General features: G+C 68.0%; 17 protein-coding genes. 8 read left to right on the top strand and 9 right to left on the bottom strand.

Features of this window, described 5'->3' with window-relative positions; all coding sequences use genetic code 11:
• From AB8M46_RS32105 to polA, 3 genes are all read right to left on the bottom strand, one after another.
• A complete protein-coding gene (locus tag AB8M46_RS32105; RefSeq protein WP_394362653.1) occupies positions 1-2,238 on the bottom strand; it encodes a tetratricopeptide repeat protein in 2,238 nt (745 codons plus the stop codon).
• The gene (locus AB8M46_RS32100) at positions 2,235-3,839 is read right to left on the bottom strand and encodes a serine protease (RefSeq protein ID WP_394362652.1); all 1,605 of its coding nucleotides are present in this window, start codon (positions 3,837-3,839) and stop codon (positions 2,235-2,237) included. Before AB8M46_RS32100 ends, AB8M46_RS32105 begins: the two co-directional genes overlap by 4 nt.
• Before the next feature lie 70 nt (positions 3,840-3,909).
• The gene (gene polA / locus AB8M46_RS32095) at positions 3,910-6,651 is read right to left on the bottom strand and encodes a DNA polymerase I (RefSeq protein ID WP_394362651.1); all 2,742 of its coding nucleotides are present in this window, start codon (positions 6,649-6,651) and stop codon (positions 3,910-3,912) included.
• 62 nt (positions 6,652-6,713) lie between these two features.
• Between polA and AB8M46_RS32090 the strand changes: the two genes are divergently transcribed.
• Positions 6,714-7,142, top strand: coding sequence for a PaaI family thioesterase (locus tag AB8M46_RS32090; RefSeq protein ID WP_037345470.1), 429 nt, complete (start codon positions 6,714-6,716; stop codon positions 7,140-7,142).
• Between the two features lie 161 nt (positions 7,143-7,303).
• A complete protein-coding gene (locus AB8M46_RS32085; RefSeq protein WP_394362650.1) occupies positions 7,304-8,272 on the top strand; it encodes a LysR family transcriptional regulator in 969 nt (322 codons plus the stop codon).
• On the opposite strand, the gene AB8M46_RS32080 is transcribed toward AB8M46_RS32085, so the two are convergent.
• On the bottom strand, positions 8,238-9,050 hold the full coding sequence (locus AB8M46_RS32080; protein ID WP_394362649.1) for an alpha/beta fold hydrolase: 813 nt from the start codon (positions 9,048-9,050) through the stop codon (positions 8,238-8,240). The genes AB8M46_RS32085 and AB8M46_RS32080 overlap by 35 nt on opposite strands.
• A gap of 438 nt (positions 9,051-9,488) precedes the next feature.
• Between AB8M46_RS32080 and AB8M46_RS32075 the strand changes: the two genes are divergently transcribed.
• The 5 genes from AB8M46_RS32075 (at position 9,489) to AB8M46_RS32055 (ending at position 14,338) form a co-directional block, all read left to right on the top strand.
• The gene (locus AB8M46_RS32075; RefSeq protein ID WP_378427144.1) at positions 9,489-10,643 is read left to right on the top strand and encodes a branched-chain amino acid ABC transporter substrate-binding protein; all 1,155 of its coding nucleotides are present in this window, start codon (positions 9,489-9,491) and stop codon (positions 10,641-10,643) included.
• 114 nt (positions 10,644-10,757) lie between these two features.
• On the top strand, positions 10,758-11,729 hold the full coding sequence (locus AB8M46_RS32070) for a branched-chain amino acid ABC transporter permease (protein ID WP_037345462.1): 972 nt from the start codon (positions 10,758-10,760) through the stop codon (positions 11,727-11,729).
• Entirely contained in the window at positions 11,726-12,865 is a 1,140-nt protein-coding gene (locus AB8M46_RS32065) for a branched-chain amino acid ABC transporter permease (RefSeq protein ID WP_394362648.1), read from the top strand. The genes AB8M46_RS32070 and AB8M46_RS32065 overlap by 4 nt, the downstream gene beginning before the upstream one ends.
• Complete coding sequence (locus AB8M46_RS32060) at positions 12,862-13,635, top strand: ABC transporter ATP-binding protein (RefSeq protein WP_394362647.1); 774 nt, start codon at positions 12,862-12,864, stop codon at positions 13,633-13,635. Before AB8M46_RS32065 ends, AB8M46_RS32060 begins: the two co-directional genes overlap by 4 nt.
• The gene (locus AB8M46_RS32055; protein WP_016335497.1) at positions 13,625-14,338 is read left to right on the top strand and encodes an ABC transporter ATP-binding protein; all 714 of its coding nucleotides are present in this window, start codon (positions 13,625-13,627) and stop codon (positions 14,336-14,338) included. Before AB8M46_RS32060 ends, AB8M46_RS32055 begins: the two co-directional genes overlap by 11 nt.
• A gap of 45 nt (positions 14,339-14,383) precedes the next feature.
• On the opposite strand, the gene AB8M46_RS32050 is transcribed toward AB8M46_RS32055, so the two are convergent.
• The 3 genes from AB8M46_RS32050 to AB8M46_RS32040 form a co-directional block, all read right to left on the bottom strand.
• A complete protein-coding gene (locus tag AB8M46_RS32050; protein ID WP_394362646.1) occupies positions 14,384-14,917 on the bottom strand; it encodes a hypothetical protein in 534 nt (177 codons plus the stop codon).
• Positions 14,914-15,495, bottom strand: a complete 582-nt coding sequence (locus AB8M46_RS32045; protein WP_394362645.1) for an ATP-binding protein — start codon at positions 15,493-15,495, stop codon at positions 14,914-14,916. The genes AB8M46_RS32050 and AB8M46_RS32045 overlap by 4 nt, the downstream gene beginning before the upstream one ends.
• A gap of 119 nt (positions 15,496-15,614) precedes the next feature.
• The gene (locus tag AB8M46_RS32040) at positions 15,615-16,094 is read right to left on the bottom strand and encodes a MarR family winged helix-turn-helix transcriptional regulator (protein ID WP_394362644.1); all 480 of its coding nucleotides are present in this window, start codon (positions 16,092-16,094) and stop codon (positions 15,615-15,617) included.
• Between the two features lie 83 nt (positions 16,095-16,177).
• Between AB8M46_RS32040 and AB8M46_RS32035 the strand changes: the two genes are divergently transcribed.
• Positions 16,178-16,819: an FMN-dependent NADH-azoreductase gene (locus AB8M46_RS32035; RefSeq protein WP_394362643.1), complete on the top strand. Its 642-nt coding sequence runs from the start codon at positions 16,178-16,180 to the stop codon at positions 16,817-16,819.
• Between the two features lie 261 nt (positions 16,820-17,080).
• Here AB8M46_RS32035 and AB8M46_RS32030 read toward each other — a convergent pair whose 3' ends face one another.
• Positions 17,081-20,215: a TIM-barrel domain-containing protein gene (locus tag AB8M46_RS32030; RefSeq protein ID WP_394362642.1), complete on the bottom strand. Its 3,135-nt coding sequence runs from the start codon at positions 20,213-20,215 to the stop codon at positions 17,081-17,083.
• Between the two features lie 215 nt (positions 20,216-20,430).
• Complete coding sequence (locus AB8M46_RS32025) at positions 20,431-21,216, bottom strand: DeoR/GlpR family DNA-binding transcription regulator (protein WP_016335505.1); 786 nt, start codon at positions 21,214-21,216, stop codon at positions 20,431-20,433.
• Positions 21,217-21,324: the final 108 nt, after the last annotated feature.

The following is a 21,324-nucleotide window of genomic DNA, read 5'->3' as shown; positions in this document are numbered from 1 at the left end:
TCACACCAAGGTCACCGGTCTCACCGAGTTCGCGAGATCGATCAGCACGTCGTGCGCTTCCGGCGAGGGCGCGTGATGGGCGAGCCGCCGGTACGACCTGTCCAGCACGGTGCGGGCGCCCGTCTCGTCCGCGCGCAGGATCTCGCCGTCGGTGATCCCGTCCTGCCCGAGCAGCACCCCCGCCAGCCCGGTTTCCCGCACCGCCGTCACGAGCCGGTCGAGTGCGTCGCCGTCGAGGTCCAACGCGGTCAGCCGCACGACCGCGTCGTCGAGTTCCGCGGATGACGGGAGGTCACCCGTTCCCGGCATCGGCGCGGACAGCACCCGCACGCCGGCGATCCGCGCCGCCTCGTCGTAGCGCGAGAATTCCGGGACCTGGTCGAGAATCCCGACGGCGGCCGCACGGTTGCCTCGTGACAGGCGGACCCGCGCGAGCCCGAACGCCGCGCTGACCTGCGCCCGGTCCCGCACCCACAGAGCGTCGTAGTACCGCTCGGCGGCGGCCGCGCCGTTGAGGTGCTCCTCGCAGAGCCCCAGTGCGAGTTTCGGCGGCTCCTCGCCGGGGATGTCGCGGTACACGGCGGTGAACTTCTCCTTGGCCGCGGCGAAATCGCCCTCGCCGAGCGCGAGCAGACCTCGATGCCACGCCACCCGCCAGTCGTGGGCGGCGCGCTCCCCCAGCAGCCGTTCGGCCTCCGCCACCGCCAGCGTGCCCTCGATGACGGCGCCGAGTTCCAGCTGTGCCCGGCACCGGCGGAAGCCGACCTCCGGCGAACCGGGCACCTTGTCGAGTTTCTTCAGCAGCCGCGCCGCGTCGGGCGCGCGGACGGCACGGAGGAAGTTCGCCTGCGGGTCGTCCGGATCCTCACGCGGCACCGGCAGCCCGAGGGCGATCTCCTCGGCGGACGGCCGCGCGCCGAGCGAGACGGGGGTGCCCCGCGTCCAGTGCTCCAGCGGCGGCGCCTGACCGAGTCCAGCGTCGAGAAGCACCGCCCCTTCGGCGAACAACGTCGACGCTCCGGGCCGGGACTGCTTGTCCCGCAAGGAAAGGATCTCACCGAGTACGCCGTCGAGCTGGACCAGCATTTCGCGCGCGGTCGCGAACCGCTGTTCGAACGGCGCGGTCGCCCGGTCGAGGACGCGGAGGAACGACTCGATACCGAACCGGACGCCGCGCGCGTCGGTGGTGACCGACCAGCCGTCGCTGGCCTGGAAGAGTTCCCGCAAGGTCACGCCGACGGTGTGGATGTCGGACCGGACGGTGAGACCGTGGGTCGCCCGTTCCCGCGGGGTCACCTGATAGTGCTCGGTGCCGACGATCGGGCTTTCGTCGTCGTCGATCTTGCGGATGGCGCCGAAATCGATGAGCTTGATCCGCTTCTCGCCGTGGATCACGTTGTCCGGCTTCATGTCGCAGTACAGCAGGCCTTCGCCGTGCAGGTAGTCGAGCGCGGTCAGGATCTCGCGCCCGTACGCCACGACGTGCTCGACCAGCAGCCGTCCCTCGCTGGAGTCCAGCCCGGCCCGGCCGCGGTTCTTGACCTCCCGCAGGGAAAGGCCGTCGACGAACTCCATCACGATGTAGCGGAAGTCGTCGTGCTCCACGACGTCGAGGATCCGGACGATGTTCGGATGGTCCAGCGCGGTGAGCACCTGGCTCTCGGTCTCCGCGATCCGGACGGCGGCGGTGTTGTTCGTGTTGATCAGGCCCTTGAGCGCGACGTACCGGTCGCCGAGCCCGGAATCCGTTGCCAGATAGACGAACCCGAGCCCGCCGCGGGCGACACAGCCGAGCACGTGATAGCGGCCGTCGACCACGTCGCCCGCCGCGAGCTTGGGCGAGAAGGAGAACGGCGTCCGGCAGACCGGGCAGAACCCCTCGGCGGGCGCGGGCCCGCCACCGACCGAACGGCCGACCGGGGTGGACGTGCACCCGTGCTTGCCGCAGAACCGTTCCTCCTCCGGGACATGCGGCTCGGTGAGCAGGCGGCCCGCGACCTCCGGGAGTTCGACGACCGGCAGCGGCACCCGATCGTCCGCGGCGGCGTGACCCGCGATCCGCTGGGCGCGCGTGACCACCGTGCTGGTGATCCTGGTCGGCAGCTCACCGGGGCCGGGGATCACCAGGGTGGGTTTCTCCCGTGGCTCTTCCGGAGTGCCGGGCGGCAATCCGCAGATCTTGCAGAAGCCGGTCTTGCCGAGCACACCGGGGCAGCCGTCCTGTCCGCAGGCCGTCATCCGTCGATCCGTTTCCGTACGGTGTCCGCGTACCGCTCGACGGCGGCCGCCGCGGCCGTCAGGTCGCACGGTCCTTCGAAGAGCATCCGCCAAGCGGGGGCGTAGGCGGCATCCAGTTCGACGTCCTCGACGAGCCCGCCGTTACGGGCCATCTCCCCGTACGCGTCGAGCCGGGCACGCAGTTCCGCGCGCCGGGCGAGGTTTTCGTCGAGGAGGCGGCGCAGGTCGCGAGCACGGTCGACGGTCTTGGCCACGGCACGCTCACAGACCGGAAGCTGCCGTTTCACCCACTCCGTGTCACCGTCGCGCTCCGCCGAACGCAGTTGCGTCAACGCGCCGCGCAGCCGCCGCTCCTTCGGATGAACGTGCGGGGCGGCGGAGAAGCGGGGCGCGTCGCTCGCATTGTCCTTCTCCAGCTTGGCGAGTTCACCCAACCGGGTTTCCAGGAGGGCTAGCCGGCCCTCGATGTCGTCCTCGTCCGCGGGCAGCACGTCCGTGCTCGACCGGACCACGCTCACCCCCGGTGAGGTCGCCTCGCGGAACGCCAGCGCGAGCCGCAGCCCGAGTTCGTGCGCGCGCTGGGCCAGCGGCACGAGTACCTCACCGACGAGTTCGTCGGGTTCGGCGGCTTCGTCGACCCCGTAGACGACCACGGTGCGGCCGGAACCGTGACGGCCGGCCGGCGAATCCGCGGCGACGTCGAGCCGGTCGGAGATGCGGCGGCGCACTTCGTCGGCGGTCTTGCCGATCGCGTCCACGGCGAGCGCGACACTTCCCACCGGCGGCACCGTCGGTCCCGTCGCGGTCCGGCCGGCGCCGCGTTCCCGGTCGGCGAGCACGACGGCGCGCCGCAACGAGGCGGCGACGGCGGAATCGTCCTGCCCCATGATGATCACCCGGACGTCGGCCCGGCCGTGCCCGCCGAGCCAGCGGGCGAATTCGCGCGCGAACCGAGGATCGAGTGCGGGCGGCTCCGGATACCTCACGAAACCCGGGTCGATGGCGGGGCTGCCTTCGGCCCAGCGGCGCAGTTCCGGCAGGTAACCGAGCATGGTCTCGACCGGGATCATCCAGGAGACACGGGCGGCCTCGGTCGCGTACCGGGTCGCGACCATGCCGACGACATGGCCGGTCTCGTCGGCGATCACCGCCGAACCGCTGAAGCCGTGGGTGATCGGCTCGGCGTCGGGATCGCGGTGCAACTGGACGCGTTCGAGGCCGTGGCCCCCGTCGCCGACGACGGTCGCCAGCGACCACATGCCGTCCGAACCGCAGGGGAAGCCGTACGCCCGGACGCGCTGGTCGTCTTCGAGGGCTGTCCGGTGAAGCGGGGCGCCGGAGATCTGTTCCTCGGGTTCACGCAACCGGAGCAACGCGATATCCCCGCCGTCGTCGCCGATGGGCGCCGCCTGCGCGACGATCGTGGCGATTCCGGACTCCACACCGGGAAGCGCCACGAAATCCACCGTGACACCGTCGAGGCCTTCGATCACGTGAGCGCAGGTGAGGAGGTGTTCACCGTCGAGCATGGTCCCGGCGCCCAGGATCCGCCCACGACGATCGCGCAGCCGCACCCGCCAGCGTCTGCGCTCGGAAGTCACGCGAAAGACCCTACCGATCGTGAGTGGTAATGACGGTCGGAACCGTCATTACCACTCACGAGGCGTAATGCTAATGCGCGGCGTCGTTCCAGGACCGCCCGTATCCGACGGAGACCTCGAGCGGGACGGCCAGCTCGTACGCCGAACCCATTCCCTGGCGCACCAACGCTTCCAGCTGCTCGCGTTCGCCGTCGGCGACCTCGAGGACGAGCTCGTCGTGGACCTGCAGCAGCACGCGGCTCTTCAATTTCGCCTCGGTCAGCGCCTTGTGCACGTTGAGCATGGCGACCTTGATGATGTCGGCCGCGCTGCCCTGGATGGGCGCGTTGAGCGCCATCCGTTCGGCCATTTCCCGGCGCTGCCGGTTGTCGCTGTTGAGGTCCGGCAGATAACGGCGGCGGCCGAAGATCGTCTCGGTGTAGCCGACTTTCGCCGCGTCGCCCACGACCGAATGGAGGTAATCGCGCACGCCGCCGAAACGGGAGAAGTACGCCTCCATCTGCTCTTTGGCTTCTTCGGTGGAGATCCGCAGCTGCTGCGAAAGGCCGTACGCCGAAAGCCCGTACGCCAGGCCGTACGACATGGCCTTGACCCGGAACCGCAGCTCCGGCGTGATCTCCTCCGGCGGCAGCGAGAACGCCCGCGACGCCACGAAAGTGTGCAGATCCTCGCCGCTGTTGAAGGCCTGGATCAGGCCCTCGTCCTGCGAAAGGTGCGCCATGATCCGCATTTCGATCTGGCTGTAGTCCGCCGTCATCAGCTCGGCGTACCCGTCGCCGACGACGAACGCGTCGCGGATGCGGCGTCCTTCTTCGGTGCGGATCGGGATGTTCTGGAGGTTCGGGTCGACCGACGAGAGCCGTCCGGTGGCGGCGATCGTCTGCAGCAGCGTGGTGTGGATACGGCCGTCGTCGGCGACCGACTTGATCAGGCCCTCGACCGTGGTGCGCAGACGGGTCGCGTCCCGGTGCTCCAGCAGATGCTGCAGGAACGGGTGCTCGGTCTTCTCGAAGAGGCTCTGCAGCGCCTCGGCGTCGGTGGTGTAGCCGGTCTTGGTGCGTTTGGTCTTCGGCATGCCGAGCTCGTCGAACAGGATGACCTGCAGCTGCTTCGGCGAGCCGAGGTTGACCTGCTTGCCGATGACCGCGTACGCCTCCTCCGCGGCCTGCGTCACCCGGCTGAGGTAATGCGCTTCCAGGTCGGTCAGGTGCTCGATGTCGACCGCGATACCCGCCGCTTCGAGCCCGGTGATCACCTGCAGCAACGGCAGTTCGAGCTCGGCGAGCAGCTGCGCGCCGCCCAGTTCTTCGAGCTCCTTGGTCAGCGCGCCGGCGAGCTCGGCGACCGCGCGGGCCTTGACCAGCTCGGCCTGGATCTCCTTCTGCTCCATGTCCTCGGCGCCACCGTCGAGCAGCGAAAGCTGCCCGTCCCCGGTGTCGGCCTCGGACCGCAGCTCACGGTGCAGGTACCGCAGGGCGAGGTCGTCGAGTTCGAAGGTGCGCTGGCCGGGGCGGACGAGGTACGCCGCGAGCGCGGTGTCCATGACGAGCCCGGCGAAGGTCCAGCCGCGTGCCTTGACGGCGTGCAGGGGGACCTTGAGCTCGTGGCCGATCTTCTGGATCTTCTCGTCGGCGAGCCACGCCGTGAGCGCCTTGTCGTCCTCGGCGTCCATCGCGGTGACGTCGACGTACGCGCCTTCGCCGTCCGCGGCAGCGAAGGTGATGGCCTTCAGGTCCGAGCGGACCGAGGCGCCGGTGGTGCGGAACGCCAGGCCGACCGGCTTGTCCGTGCCGGTGTGCGTGGACAGCCATTCCGTGAGGGCGCCCGGCGCGAGCTTGGAGCCGCTGACCTCGAACCCTTCCTCGGCCTCGGGTTCGGCGCTCTGCAGGGTGGCGAAGAGCCGGTCTCGCAGGACGCGGAACTCGAGCTCGTCGAACAGCGCGTGCACGGCCTCACGATCCCACGGGCGCAGCTCGAGCATCGTCGGGCCGAGCTCCAGCTCGACGTCGCGGATCAGCTCGGTGAGCTGGCGGTTCAGCATGACCGCGCCGAGGTGCTCGCGCAGCGCGTCGCCGACCTTGCCCTTGACCTCGTCGACCCGGTCGATCAGCTCGTTGAAGGAGCCGAACTGCCGGATCCACTTCGCGGCCGTCTTCTCCCCCACCCCGGGGATGCTGGGCAGGTTGTCCGAGGGGTCGCCACGCAGCGCGGCGAAGTCCGGGTACTGCGCCGGCGTGAGGCCGTACTTCTCCTCGACCGCCTCCGGGGTGAACCGGGTCATCTCCGACACGCCGCGCTTCGGGTACAGCACGGTGACCTGGTCGGTCACCAGCTGGAGCGCGTCACGGTCGCCCGTACAGATGAGGACGTCGAAACCTTCGGCGGTCGCCTGTGTCGTGAGCGTGGCGATGATGTCGTCGGCTTCGTAGTTCTCCTTGGTCAGCGCCGGGATGCCGAGGACCTTGAGCACGTCCTCGACCAGCCCGACCTGGCCCTTGAACTCGTCCGGGGTGCTGCTGCGGTTGGCCTTGTACTCCGCGAACGTCTCCGACCGGAACGTCTTGCGGGAGAGGTCGAACGCCACCGCCAGATGGGTCGGCGCCTCGTCGCGCAGCAGGTTGATGAGCATCGAGGTGAACCCGAAGACCGCGTTCGTCGTCTGCCCGGTCTTCGTCTTGAAGTTCTCCGCGGGCAGCGCGAAGAAGGCGCGATACGCCATCGAATGGCCGTCGATCAGCAGCAGTTTGGGCCGCTCGGCCTGTGCGGTGGCGGGTGTGGCGTTGGCAACGGTCGTGTTCTCACTCGGGCTCACGGGAGCGAGTCTAGGGTGAGGGTCTGACAGTCCTACCTGTCGTGTCGTTTAAGGAGCTCTGCGTGACCGAACAAGCCCTCGAAACCTTCGCCGGGATCGACCCGGCCTTCGCCGGACAGCAGCTCAACGACAAGCTCGGGCTCGAGATCAGCGAATTCGGTCCCGAACGCGTCGTGGGCAGCATCCCGGTAGAGGGCAACCTCCAGCCCTACGGCCTCCTCCACGGCGGCGCGAACGCCGTCGTCGCGGAAGCGCTCGGTTCGATGGTCTGCGCGCTCAACGCCGGCACCGACAAGGCGACGATGGGGCTGGAGCTTTCGTGCACGCACCACCGGGCGGTCCGGTCCGGGCGGGTGACCGGTGTCGCGACGCCGGTGCACGTCGGACGCGGGACGGTGACCGCCGAGATCGTGCTGACCGACGACCAGGGGCGCCGGTCGTGCACGGCGCGGCTGACCTGTGTGGTGCGGGAGCGGCCGCCGGGCGCCTGACCCGTCCCGAAGTGTCATGAAAGGGCCGTTCAGGACGAAAAACGTCCTGAACGGCCCTTTCATGACATAGGCGACCGCCGCGGGTGGACACCGGAAGTCCGTGAAGGCCCCCTTCACTACCTTGAGGGTAGTTAAGGGGGCCTTCACGTACCTTCAGGGACGTGGATCTCGACACTGCCCAGGTGCGCGCGTTCGTCGCGACCGCCGACCACGGCCATTTCGGTCGCGCGGCAGAATCCCTGTTCCTCACCCAGCAAGCGCTGTCGAAGCGGGTCCGGAAGCTCGAGGACGCCCTGTCGGTCCAGCTCTTCCGGCGCACCAACCGATCCGTCGAGCTCACCGTCGACGGCGACCGTTTCCTCCCGCACGCGCGCGAGCTGATCCGCGCGGCCGACGCCGCCGTCGCCGCGATGGGCCTGCAGGACCGTCCGCCCCGCCTCGACGTCATCGATCCGCGCCTCTCCCCCATGTACATGTTGCGCCGCATCGCGCAGCGGGATCCGGCGCTGGCGGTCGAGCGCGTCGCCGGACGGGGGCTGGCCAACGCCCTCGACCCGCTGGTCCGCGGCGAGATCGACCTCGCGTTCGGCCGCGTCGCGGACCTCGGCCGCGAAGTGCCCGCCGAACTCGAACACCGGCTCGTCCGGCTCGAACCACTGGTCGCCCTTCTCGCGCCCGAACACCCGCTCGCGGACAACGATGTCCTGAAATTGTCCGATCTCCGGCACGAGGGCATCTGGATTCCGCAATTGGGCGGCCCGGTCGAATGGCTTTCTTATTTGCAACGCCTATGCAAAGAATTCGACGTCCCGATCGACGACTCCGGGGTCAGCTACGACCTCCGGCACACACTGGAACAGACGCGCTACGGAAAGCAGCGGGTCACTCTCGCCGGCGCGGACATGGACCTCGCGTCCGACCTGAATCTGCGGGTTCTGCCGTTCGAGCCGTCGCCGCTGTTCCCGTGGTCGGTGGTGTGGCGCCGCGGCGAAGGCCCGGCCCTGCGGCGCCTGCTGGCGCTCGCGGGCCGGACCAGCCACGAAGAAGGTTGGTGCGCCTACGATCCCGACCGATCGTGGCTGCCGGACGACGACCTCAAACAGCTAGGTGCCGGGCGAACCAGCGCGTGAGCTCGGCGTCGACCAGCTTCGCGTGTTCGGTCTGCGGAGCGGGTTCGAGACCAGGGGCCTCGGCGAATTCGTGCGCCATCCCCGGGATCGTGACGAGCTCGGATCGCCGCTCCCCCAGCGCCTTGTGCAGGGCTTCGGCCGGTTCGGTGATCGACACGTCGTCCTCCTCGCCGATGACGAGCAGGACCGGCGCGGTCAGTTCGTCCGCCCGCCGCACGTAGTCGTACTCGTTCGCGACCGCGCGGGACCGGTCCGACCAGGGATAAGTCACGTCGTAGACCCGCTCGTTCGCCGCGATCACCGGCGCCAGCTGGGTCACCGGGTTCACCAGCGCGGCGGCCGCCACCGCGATCTCGGGATGGGTCAGCATCTGCAGCGCGACCCCGCCGCCCTGCGAACCGCCGACCAGCCCCACCGGACCGTCCTCAATGGACAAGCGGGAGCGCAGTTCCGCCACCGCCGCCGGGAACTCCGCCTCGACCTGCCTGGTGAGCGGTTCGACGACGTTGAGCACGTTGTCCTCGCTCGCCAGCCGGAAGAAGCCCTCGAAACCGCCTTCGGGGAACCGTTTCCCGGTCAGCGGCAACCCCAGGTGCACCCGCCACGCGTGCAGGTCCCGCATCGGCAGTGCCGCCGCCATGGCCGCCTCGCTGAACGGCGCGCCCAGCAGATGCCAGGTCAGCACCAGTGGCGCCGGACGGCCACTGTCCGACGGCGGCAACGCCACGAACGGAACTCCTGCCGCCACGCCTTCGATCGCTTCGGTACTCGTCGTCATGGGAACAGTCAATCCCGAGGTCAGGGGCGAGATCCAACAGCCGTTCGGACCGCCACGACAACCATCGGTTGTCATGGCACCGAAGGAAGAGGGGGCACCGTTGACGCCCTTTGGGGCAGCATTGCTACGACGAACGGCCGCCCTCGAAGGAGCTGAAAAAGCGCAAGATACGCGCCCGAAACAGGATCATTACCCACGAGCATGATCGACGTGGTAGCGGTGAATCCCCAGCGTGACCAGCGAAGACTTGCCAACCGGCAACATTCGCCTTTTCGTGCAATTCGTTCTGGTTTCGACCGTCACGATGTGGACACAGAGTGATGGGCGTCTGGGCAGATCATGGCGTAGGGGGATATCTTCCTGCCCTAACCTAGCCCCTGTGTCGGGGGCAACGCCTACCGGCGGCTGGTTGGTCATGGGAGGTAGTCGGTGTCAGGAGTGCGTTTTGGACGGGTTTTCGCCGTCGCGGCGGCTGCGTCGCTGGCGCTGGCGGGCTGTGCAGGCGGCAGCAGCTCGTCCGGCAGCGGTGACAGCAGCACGCTGAAGATCGGGTTCATGGGTGACCTCACCGGTGAGAACTCCGGGATCGTGATCCCGCCCCGCAACGGCGCCAAGCTCGCTATCGACGAGTACAACAAGACGAACCCGGCGATCAAGCTGGAGCTCAAGGAATACGACAGCCAGGGCAAGCCCGAGCAGGCGACGTCGCTGATCGCGACGGCCGTCGGCCAGGACAAGATCACCGCCCTGATCGGCCCGGCGTTCTCCGGTGAGTCGAAGGCCATCGGCGGTCAGCTGGAGCAGAACAAGATCCCGAGTGTCTCGCCCTCGGCCACCAACGCGGGCCTCTCCGCGAACGGATGGAAGTACTGGCACCGCGTCGTCGCGAGCGACGCCAGCCAGGGACCGGCGATCGCCAACTTCCTCGTCACGGCGAAGTCGCCCAAGAAGGCCTACATCATCTCGGACGACCAGGAATACAGCGTCGGCCTGGCCGACAACTTCGAGAAGACCTTGAAGGAGAAGAACGTCCCGACCGAGCGCGACAAGTTCGCCAAGGACGCGTCGGACTACTCCTCGACCGTCCAGAAGGTCAAGGCCGCGAACCCGGACATCATCCTCTTCGGTGGCTACTACGCCCAGGGTGGCCGTCTGCTCAAGCAGCTGCGTGACAGCCAGGTGACCGCCACCTTCGCGACCGGTGACGGTTCGCTCGACGCCCAGCTGATCAGCGGTGCCGGTGCCGCGGCCGCCGAGAAGGCCGTCGTCGGCTGCCCGTGCAACATCCCGGACGCCGGCTCCACCGACGAGTTCAGCACCAAGTACAAGGCCGCGTTCAACGTGGACCCGGCGATCTACTCGAGCGAGGGTTACGACGCCGCGACCGCCATCATCAACGCGGTCAAGTCCGGCGCCAACACCTCGGAGAAGATCAACGAAGCCCTGAAGACGATCGACTTCAAGGGTGCCTCCAAGCAGATCAAGTTCAAGGAGAACGGCGAACCGTCGACGGACGCGATCAACATCTACCAGGTCACCGGTGGCGTCCTGAAGAACCTCGGCGTCTCGACCGAAGCCAAGCTCAACGGCTGACGGAGCAGATAGGAACACCTAACGGAAGCGGGGGCGCTGTGCGGGCACAGCACCCCCGCTTCCCGCAAATGTGGCGAAAGAAATCCTCGCCCCGTCCCGTAAGGCATCCACGTCATGCTTCAAGATCTGCAAGCCCAGTTCCTCGGTAGCACCATCGGCGGACTGGTCGCCGGAAGCATCTACGCCCTCATCGCCCTCGGCTACACAATGGTCTACGGCGTGCTCCGGCTCATCAACTTCGCACATTCCGAGATCTTCATGATCGGGACGGTCACGTCCCTGTTCGTCCTGATCACCATCGCGGGCGGCACCGCCCCGATCACGCTCGGCGTGTTCGGGATGATCGCGGTACTGCTGCTGATCATCATCGCTTCGGCCGCCGTGTCCGGCGGCGCGGCGGTCCTGCTGGAGCAAGTGGCCTACCGGCCGCTCCGCAAGAAGGGCGCGACCCGGCTCGCCGCCCTGATCTCCGCCATCGGCGCCTCGCTGTTCCTCCAGGAGCTGTTCGGTCTGGAGATCATCGAATGGATCACCGACAAATCCGGTCGTGTGCAACAGAACGCGCCACGGTTCATCCCGCACGAACCGCTGTTCCACATCGGCAACGGCGTCGTGCGCACGGACCACGTGTTCGTCGTCGTCGGTGCCGTGATCATGATGGTCGTACTCGACCAGCTGGTCAGCCGCACCCGCATCGGCCGAGGTATCCGCGCCACCGCGCAGGATCCCGAAGCCGCCGTGCTGATGGGCGTCAGCATCGACAAGATCGTGCGCCTCACCTTCCTCCTCGGTGGCGCGATGGCCGGTGTCGCCGCCGCGCTGTACGTGATGGAGTACGAGAACACCGACTACCGCATCGGGTTCCTCCTCGGCATCAAGGCGTTCACCGCGGCCGTGCTGGGAGGTATCGGCAACCTGCGCGGCGCCCTGCTGGGTGGCATCGTGCTCGGTTTGGTGGAGAACTGGAGTTCCATCTTCTTCGGTTCGGCTTGGAAGGACGTCACCGCCTTCGTGGTACTGGTGCTCGTCCTGATGTTCCGTCCCACCGGCATCCTCGGTGAATCGCTGCAGCGGGCACGCGCATGAAGGGCAACGAAGAAGTGGCTGAAAAGTCCCCAGAGAACGGAAAGCCGACGCGCGCCGGCTTCCACCCCGTGGACGGTATGCGGGATTGGTGGGCACGCGCTCCGCATTGGCAACGCTATGGCGTGTACATCGCCCTGATCATCGGCGCGCTGATCCTGCCCGCGCCCGCGATCGGGTCGTTCATGTCGCCGGAATCGGACTGGACCACGGTCCTGATCTTCCCGGTCGGGGTGTACATCCTGCTGGCGATCGGCCTGAACATCGTGGTCGGCCACGCGGGCATGCTGGACCTCGGGTTCGTCGCGTTCTTCGCGATCGGCGCGTACACGCTCGCCGTGATGGGCACCCAGCACGGCTGGGGATTCTGGGGCACGCTCGTGCTCGGCATCTTCCTGGCGGCGATGTCAGGGGTGATCCTCGGTGCTCCGACGCTCCGGTTGCGCGGTGACTATCTGGCCATCGTGACCCTCGGCTTCGGTGAGATCGTCCGGATCACCGCGACCAACACCGACGCCATCGGCGGCGCCCGCGGTATCACCAACATCCCGCACCCGGAGCCCATCTTCGGGACCGAGTTCCTGCTCGACCCGGCGCCGTACTACTACCTGATCCTCGCGGCGATCGTGATCGCGATCATCTTCTCGGTGCGGCTGCACAAGAGCCGGGTCGGGCGGGCGTGGGCGGCCATCCGCGAGGACGAGGACGCCGCCGAGCTGATGGGTGTCCCGACGTTCAAGTTCAAGCTGCTGGCGTTCGCCATCGGCGCCATGCTCGGCGGTATGGCCGGTGTGGTCTACGCCAGCAAGGCCGTCTTCATCGAGCCGAACAACTTCCCGTTCATCCTGTCCGCCACCATCCTCGCGGCCGTGGTGCTCGGCGGCGCGGGCAACCTGCCCGGCGTCATGCTCGGTGCCTTCCTGGTCGCCTGGCTTCCGGAGCGGTTCCGGTTCCTGTCCGAGTACCGCATCCTGATCTTCGGTGGCGTGCTGGTGCTGATGATGGCGCTGCGGCCGGAGGGTCTGCTGCCGTCGCGGCAGCGCAAGGCGGAACTACACGAGGGAACGGGCGGGATGGGTGCCATGGGCGCCGAAGTCGCGGGTCCGGATTCCGAGGCTTCGGCGGAGGTGACGAAATGAGCGCGCTGCTCGAATTCGACAACGTGACGATGCGCTTCGGCGGGGTCACGGCGTTGAAGGAAGTCAACCTCACCATCAACCAGGGTGAGATCTTCGCCCTGATCGGCCCGAACGGTGCGGGCAAGACCACGGTCTTCAATGTGGTCACCGGCGTCTACCGGCCGACCGAAGGCCAGGTGCGTTTCGGCGACACCCGGATCGACGGGATGAAGCGGTTCAAGGTCAACCAGGCCGGGATCGCCCGCACGTTCCAGAACATCCGGCTGTTCCACAACATGTCGGCGCTCGAGAACGTCATGGTCGGTGCGGACTCGCACCACAAGACCGGCGCGATCTCGGCGACACTGGGCCTGCCCATCCACCGCAAGGAAGAGAAGCGGGGCCGCGAACTGGCGAGGGACCTGCTGGACTTCGTCGGCATCGGCCGGGTCGAGCACAACACCGCGAAGAACCTCTCCTACGGCGACCAGCGCCGTCTGGAGATCGCGCGTGCGCTCGCGACCGACCCGAAGCTGCTGCTGCTCGACGAGCCCGCCGCCGGCATGAACCCGGCGGAGAAGAACTCGCTGCAGCAACTGATCCGCAAGATCCGCGACGACGGCCGCACCGTGCTGCTCATCGAGCACGACATGGGCCTGGTCATGCAGATCGCCGACCGGCTGGCCGTGCTCGACTTCGGCCAGAAGATCGCAGAAGGGCTCCCCCACGAGGTGCAGAACAACCAGAAGGTGATCGAGGCTTACCTGGGGGTGGCGGAAGATGCTTCTTGAGGTTCAGGACATCAACGTCCACTACGGGAAGATCGCCGCGCTCAAGGGAATGAGCATCGAGGTCGGCGAGGGCGAGATCGTTTCGCTCATCGGGGCCAACGGTGCCGGCAAGACCACGACGCTGAAGACGATTTCGGGCCTGCGTCCGCTGACCAGCGGCCGGATCCTCTTCGACGGCAAGGACATCTCGAAGACGCCCGGTCACAAGCGGGTCGAGCTCGGGATCGGCCAGTCACCGGAAGGCCGGGGCGTGTTCCCCGGTATGACGGTGCAGGAGAACCTCCTGATGGGTGCCTACACCCGCAAGGACGACCTGAAGGCCGACCTCGACGAGGTCTACGAGCTGTTCCCGCGGCTGAACGAGCGCAAGACCCAGTTCGGCGGCACGATGTCCGGTGGCGAGCAGCAGATGATCGCCATCGGCCGCGCGCTGATGACCAAGCCCAAGGTGCTGCTGCTCGACGAGCCGTCCATGGGCCTGGCGCCGATGCTGATCGCGCAGATCTTCGACATCATCCGCGAGATCAACAAGCGCGGGACCACGGTCCTGCTGGTGGAGCAGAACGCGCAGCAGGCGCTGAAGCTCTCCGACCGCGCGTACGTGCTGGAGACCGGTGAAGTGGTCAAGAGCGCCCGCGGTGCCGAGCTGCTGGACGACCCGCAGGTGCGGGCCGCCTATCTCGGTGGCGACCTGGGCGTCTGACGCCTTTTCGAGAAGGGCCCCGTCGCTTCCGCGGCGGGGCCCTTCTCATGCCAGCTTGATGTCGGTGCCCGTGAGGTTCTTCATGTCGGTCAGCGTCGGACCGCCGAAAGCCCGCAGCAGCACGGGTTTCGCTTCCTTGGGAAGGTCGAAGTAGAGGTCGAACTCGACCCGTACGCCGCGTCCCAGCTCGAACTTGTCCGGCTGCCGTTTGATCGTCATCGCCTGGTTGTCGACCGCGATCACCGCGCCGGAATCGGTGATCAGCTGCTGGCGCCGGGTGTCGAAGAGGATGCCGGACAGGCCCCTGCCCGTGACCACCAGCCGGAGCCGGACGAACTGTCCCTTCGCTTCGAATTCGGCGTGGCTGCCGGTGAGACTGGGCAACCCGGCGGCCAGCCCGATGAGGGAGAACTCGGTCTCCCCGTTGCGCGCGGGCGGCAGGTGCAGCGCGGTCTCGTCCGGCCGGACCTCCCGCGCGGGGAGGTCGTAGACGGGTTTGGCGGGCGGCTGCTCCTGCTCGGCGGAGCACCCGGCGAGTAAGACCAGGAGCGAAGCCGCCACGGTCAGGCGCTTTCTCATCGGACCACCTCCACGCTCAGGTAAGGCCAGTCGCCGACCTCCGGCAGCCGCAGGGGGCCGATCTCCCGCCCTGGCAGGAAACGCACCGTCGTGCCGGTCGTACCGTCGTCGGCGATCGGCGACAGGTCGGTGACCGGGACGCCGCGTTCGTAACGCTGGGTCCAGGAACCGTTGCGACGCCGGTTGGTGTGTACGAGCCAGTCGCTCAGCGCGGCCACGACCGACACGCCGCGGCGCGGGTGACCGTCCGGGAGCCGTTGCGCCTCAGGGGAATCGAAGAAACGCAGATCCTTGGTCGACATGACCGGCTTCTTCACGAAGCCACCGTGGCCGTCGGCGCGGGTGTCGGTGCCCCGCCCGTCGTCCGCCACGGAGATCGAGCCGTCGGGATGGACCGTGACGACGGCGTGCCCGCCCCCGGTGCTTTCGGCCTCCTCAGCCGCATAGGCGAGCACTTCGAGGACGAGGTGGGGAACACCGCCGGGAGCGAACTCCCCAGGGTTCCGGCGGATGCGCGCCAAATGGTCGAGATCCACGGAACCGGCCCAGTCGTGCGTGGTGTTGCGCCATTCACTCACCCCGTAGATTCTGCCCGGTCCCGGGGCTAATGTGCGGCTGTGGAGTTGCGACGTCTTCGATATCCCTGACCAGCGAATCGCGGCGCTGGCATGACGGCGCCCACAACGGATTTCGGCGGCTAGCAGTCGTCGACGTGCGCGGATTCGACGCAGGCGGCGGCCTCGGCGTGACCCGCCGCCTGGTACAGCAGGTTGTACAGCGTTTCGCGCTGGCCGTTGTCGAGCGCGCCGAGCACCTCGTCCTCGACTCCGGCGAGGGCGAACTCGGCCTTGACGAGCTGCTTGGCACCGACGTCGGTGAGTTCGACTATATGCCGCCGCCGGTCCTCCGGTGACCGCCTGCGTTCGACGAGGTTCGCGGATTCGAGGTCGTTCAGCAGCCCGACGACGTTCGTGCTGTCCATCTCCAGCGTCTTCGCGAGGTCCTGCTGCGAACAGCCGCCGAGGTCGCGCAGCACGGTCAGCGCGACGAGATGCCGGGGGCGCAGGCCGAGCGGGGCCAGGACGGACTCGCTGCGCAGCCGGATGCGGCGGGTGACGTGGTCGAGCAGCGCGCCGCAGCGATGCGGGGGCTGGCTCACGACCGGGAGTTCGGACACTCGTCAAGTGTACGTTCCCACATGATGACCACCACAGCATCAATGGTTTGCGTTACACAAACTATCTATGCAAGATAGTACGTATGACGAACCTGCTGCACATCGACTCCAGCATCACGGGCGAGCACTCGACCAGCCGTCGCCTCACCGCGCGGGCGGCCGCGGCCTGGCGTGCGGCGCATCCGGAGGGCACGGTCACCTATCGCGACCTGGGCGCCGACCCGCTGCCGCATCTGGACGCGGTCACCAACGCCGCCAGGACGGTGCCGCCGGAACAGCACACCCCGGAGCAGGCCGCGGCGTGGCGGCTCATCAAGGAGCTCGTCGACGAGGTCAAGGCGGCCGACACGATCGTGCTGGGCCTGCCGCTGTACAACTTCGGCCCGCCGAGCACGGTCAAGGCCTGGGTGGACCATCTGATCGCGCCCGGGCTGTCGATCGACATGGAGACCAGGGAGGGCCTCCTGGGCGGACGCGATTTCATCGTCCTCGCCGCGCGCGGCGGCGGATACGGCGCGGGCACGCCCCGCGAGGGCTGGGACCACGCGCAGTCGTGGATCCCCCACGGTCTTTCGCTGACCGGGCTCGAACCGCGGTTCGTCACCGCCGAGCTGACGCTCGCGAAGGTCAATCCGGCGATGGCGGACCTCATCCCGCTGGCCGAAGCCAGCCAGGTCGAGGCGGAACGCGCCATCGACGCTTTGTGGACTCCCGTAGCCGCCTGACTCGTGAGGACGTAGCACCGCACCCACGTGATCGAAGGCGGAACTCGCGTGATCAGAGACGGAACACCCGAATGCGGCCTCCAATCACGCGAGTCACGTCCCTGATCACGCGAGTCACGCCTCCGCGCACGCCGCGGTCTGTGTGCCCAGTCCGTGAAGGCCTCCTTGAGGGACCCAGAGTCCCTCAAGGAGGCCTTCACGGACTTCCGGCCGGCAGGTACAGAGACACGGCTGGCCCTAACCGTCCTTACTCACGAGGACTCAGCCGATGCCCGCCGCGAAAACGTGCATCGCGCTGTTCGACGGCAAGGTCACCGCGACGACCTCCTTCCCCGCGGTCAGCGGGACGGAGTTCGCGAACACCCGGTACGGCGTGGTCGGATACGCGGCCCCGGTGCGGGTGTTCTTGCCCATCACCGTCGCCACCGTCGTGGCGCCGTACTGGGCGGGATCCGCACAGCACCAGTTGGGGAAGCCGAGTTCGGCCTGGCTGGTACTGCCGTCGGCATAACGGACGACGACAGTGCCCTTCGCCGTGCCGGTACCGGTTCCGGTCAGCACGAGTTTCGCCCCGGTACCGCGCACCGCGATGGTCTGGCCGGACGCGAGGACGTTGTCCTTCTGTCCCGAACCGGTCTGCGGCCACGTCAGCTGCGCACCGAGCGCCGAGAAGCCCGCGCCCGGTTTGAGCCCTGCCTCGGCGAGGCCCTCCGCCCGGAAACTGCTGCCGCCGCCGTCGATGTCCCCCACCGCGACGTGGGCCGCGTCGGTCACGCCGACGTTGCCATAGGCCGCGGCCAGCGAACCGTGCGGGACGGTGACCGTCACCGAGTCGGTGACCCGGTTCTCCCCGAGCCGCGCCTTGTACGACGCCGACGCGGTGAGCTGGTAGTCGTCCGGTTTGATCCCCGCGTCCGGCGTCACCTTCACCGGGACACGCACGGTCGCGCCGGGCATCACCAGCCGGGGGCCGGCGGGCACCTCGGCACGGAAACCATTGGCGGGCAACGAGAACGTGACGTCCCGGACCGGCAGCGGCGTGCCGTTGGTGAAGCTCAGCGTGCCCGTCGCGGTCTGCCCGGGACCGGCGACCGCCGGGACGGACAGGGTGACGGAGCCGTTGCGGTCCTCGGGGAAGATCCCGCCGACCGCGCTCGTGCCGAACAGCCGGACGTCCTGACGGTCACCGGCGCCGATCTTGCCGGTCTTGACCCGCGCGACCCCACCGGCGGCCGGATCGAACCACCAGCCCGACGGCGCCGCGTCCAGTTCGGCCTTGCTGCCGTACTGCCGCAGGACGGAGTTCCCGGCCAGTACGGTCGCGGGCTTGCTTCCCGTGTGGACGGTCAGCTGGTAGTTCCGCGACGCGGGTTTCCCTGCGTAGGAACCGGAACTGGCACCGATCCCGACCGTCACCGTGCCGAGCCCGGACGTCGGGGCGTCCACGGTGAAGGTCTGCTTCGCCTGGTCGCCGTTCTTGTACGCCCTGGTCACGCCGTCGTCCTCGGTGAGCGTGAACGAACCCTTGCCCTGCGGGTAGACGTCGAGATCGAGCACGCCCTTGTCCCGCGTCTGCCACGACTTCGTGCCCTCGGCCCACATCGGCACCACGGCACCGGCGCGGACGAACAACGGCAGCGTGTCGAGCGGCGCGTCGTAACCGTCCACAGTGGTCGGACCGGTGTAGGTCTTGCCGCTCCAGTAGTCGACCCAGGTGCCCTTCGGCAGGTAGATGCCGTTGCGGACGGTGGAGTTCTCGTACACCGGCGCGACGAGGAAGTCCTTGCCGGACAGGAACTCGTACTTCGCCTTCTCGCCCCACACGTTCGGGTCGTCGGGGTATTCGAGCGCCAGCGGGCGGACCTGGCCGACGCCGGATTCGTGCGCCTCCACCGAATGGCTGTAGGTGTAGGGCAGCAGCCGCTCCTTGAGCAGCAGGTACTTGCGGTTGATCGAGGTGTACGGCTCGCCGTAGCGCCACGGCTGCTTGTCCGACGCGGCCCAGCCGTCCATCGTCATCGAGACCGGCAGGAATGCCTTCCACTGCAGGTCGCGGACGTAGGTCTGCGGGCTGCCGCCGAAGATGCCGTCGATGTCGCCGGTGTTGTACGCGATCCCCGACGTCGTGGCGCCGGCGTAGGTCGGGATCTGCCACTTGATGTAATCGTAGGAACCGGCCTGGTCACCGCTCCACAGCACGCCGCAACGCTGTGCGCCCGCCCAGCTGACCGGCGTCCAGACGAAGCCGCGCGCGTCGCTGTTGTCCTCGATGCCCTTGTGCGCGGTGTCGCAGGCGTCCAGCGCGAACTGGTAGCCCGGGCCGACCCACGCGACGTCGAGTTTGCGGACCCGCACCCCGGCCTTGACCTCTTCGACCTGGTTCGGCACGCCGTTCTCGGTCCACAGGCCCAGCTGCATGTTGTTCTTGCGCAGGCCTTCGCCGGTCTGCTGAAGGTTTTCGTAGCCGCAGCCGTAGCCGTCGTTGACGAGCATCCAGCCGTTGGGCATGCCGTGCTCGGTGTAGCCCTCCGCGATCTTCACCGCGTCCAGCGTGTGGCGTTCGCCGCGGTTGGCGTTGTGCAGATAGCAGTCGGCGTCACCGTGTTCGAGCCCGTAGAGCGGTGGCAGGAAAGGTTTCCCGACCAGATCGGTGTAGCCGGTGATGACGTCCTTGAGCCCGTCGCCGACGACGTATGTCGCGTCGAAGCGGCGTTCGTCGTGCGTGGTGCGCACCGGCTCGGTGAAGGCGTAGGTGCCTTGCGCGAAGGTGTTGCGCAGCACGCCGTATCCCGCCGTGGAGGCGTAGAACGGCTGCGAATTCGGGGCCCCGCCGTCGTTCCAGTTGTAGTCGGCGAAGATGCGGATCGTCTGGCCGCGGTGACTGAAACGGCCGTTCTGCTCGCCGCCGCCGACGAACTGCTCGGTCGCCGTCCGCGCCAGGGTCTGCGTGGTCTGTTTGTCGGTCCAGGACAGCGGCGCCGACTCCTCCCAGAGCCGCTTGCGGTCCGCGCCGTCGTACAACGCGAGGCGCAGCGGATGCTTGTACGCCCGCAACGTCGCCTTGGCCGTGGAAACCGCCCAGTAGTCCCCCTTGTCGGCCGTCTTGGGCGTCACCGGGGCACCGGTGCGCGGCAGCACGATCTTGCTCCCGGCGGGATCGGTGAACGTGCCGTCCGGCGCCAGCCAGACCCGGACGGCGCCTTCGGCCGGGAAGCCGACGCGCACCGCGGCACTTCCCGATTTCAGCGTGACGGTGGGGCCTTCGGCCGAGATCCCGGTCAAATCGCCCAGCTTCCCGGACGCCGCCGCGGCCGGGTCGGCGTGGGCGGCGACCGGGGAAAGCCCGAGAAGGGCCACTGCGGCCAAACAACTCAGGGATTGCGCAACTCTGCTCATTCGAGACACCTTTCGCGCATGAATACGCAATAGGGTCTCTGTATAGCGCACGATTCGCGCAAAGTCATCCGCCGAAGCGGTGCTGCCGACTTTCGTCGGGTCGGGGCAAGATCCTTATGCGGCAACGGGTGTGCGTGCCCCGGATGTCATGAAAGGGCCGTTCAGGACAAAAGATGTCCTGAACGGCCCTTTCATGACACTCAGGACCGGAGAGGTCAGACCGCCTGGACCTCGACCCCGGCGGCCTCGAACGCCCGCAGCACCTTCGGGTCCGCGTTGGAGTCGGTGACCAGCGCGTGCACCTGCGGCGTCGCGCAGATCCGCGCGAACGCCCGGCGGCCCAGCTTCGAACCGTCGGCGACCGCGACGACGCGTTCCGCGCGCTCGACCATCAGCCGGTTGATACTCGCCTCACCCTCGTGGTGGGCGAAGGCGCCGGCGTCGGCATCGAACGCGTCGACCCCGAGGAACAGCAGGTCGATCGTCAGTTCGCTGAGCACGCGCGTGGCCAGCGGACCGCTGAGCTCGAACGACTGCGGACGCGCGACACCACCGGTGACCACGATCTTCACATGCGGCCGGACCGCGAGTTCGTGCGCGATGTTCAGCGCGTTGGTGACCACCGTCAGCCCCGGCGAATCGCCGCGTCCGGCCAGATCGGACCGGGTGGCCAGCGAACGCGCGACACCGGCCGTCGTCGTCCCGCCGTTGAGGCCGACCACCATGCCCTGCGCGACGAGCGCCGCCGCGGCGACACTGATCCGCTGCTTCTCGGGCACGTGCCGCGCGGTCTTGTAGCGCAACGGCAGGTCGTAGGCGAGGTCGTTGGCCACCGCGCCACCTCGGGTGCGGGTGAGCAACTGTTGCTCCGCCAGGTGATCGAGGTCGCGCCGGATCGTGGCGGCGGAGACGTTCAGCTCCTCGGCCACGTCCTCGACGTCGATCTTCTCCCGCTGCCCCAGCAGGTCCAGCAGGGTGCTCAGCCGTTCGTGCCGGGCCATCGGCGCCACTCCTAGCTCGCTGCGGCCTATCGCGCATACCGGTGCGCTGTTGGCCACTGTTTCGAGCAGTATGCTGCATCGCGGTTGTCCGCCGCGAGCGGCACGCCG

The sequence above is a fragment of the Amycolatopsis sp. SB7-3 genome (assembly GCF_041021335.1).
In the GTDB taxonomy this organism is placed as follows: domain Bacteria; phylum Actinomycetota; class Actinomycetes; order Mycobacteriales; family Pseudonocardiaceae; genus Amycolatopsis; species Amycolatopsis japonica.
The sequence above is the reverse complement of the archived record's forward strand: the minus strand, read 5'-3'. Positions and strand labels throughout refer to the sequence as shown.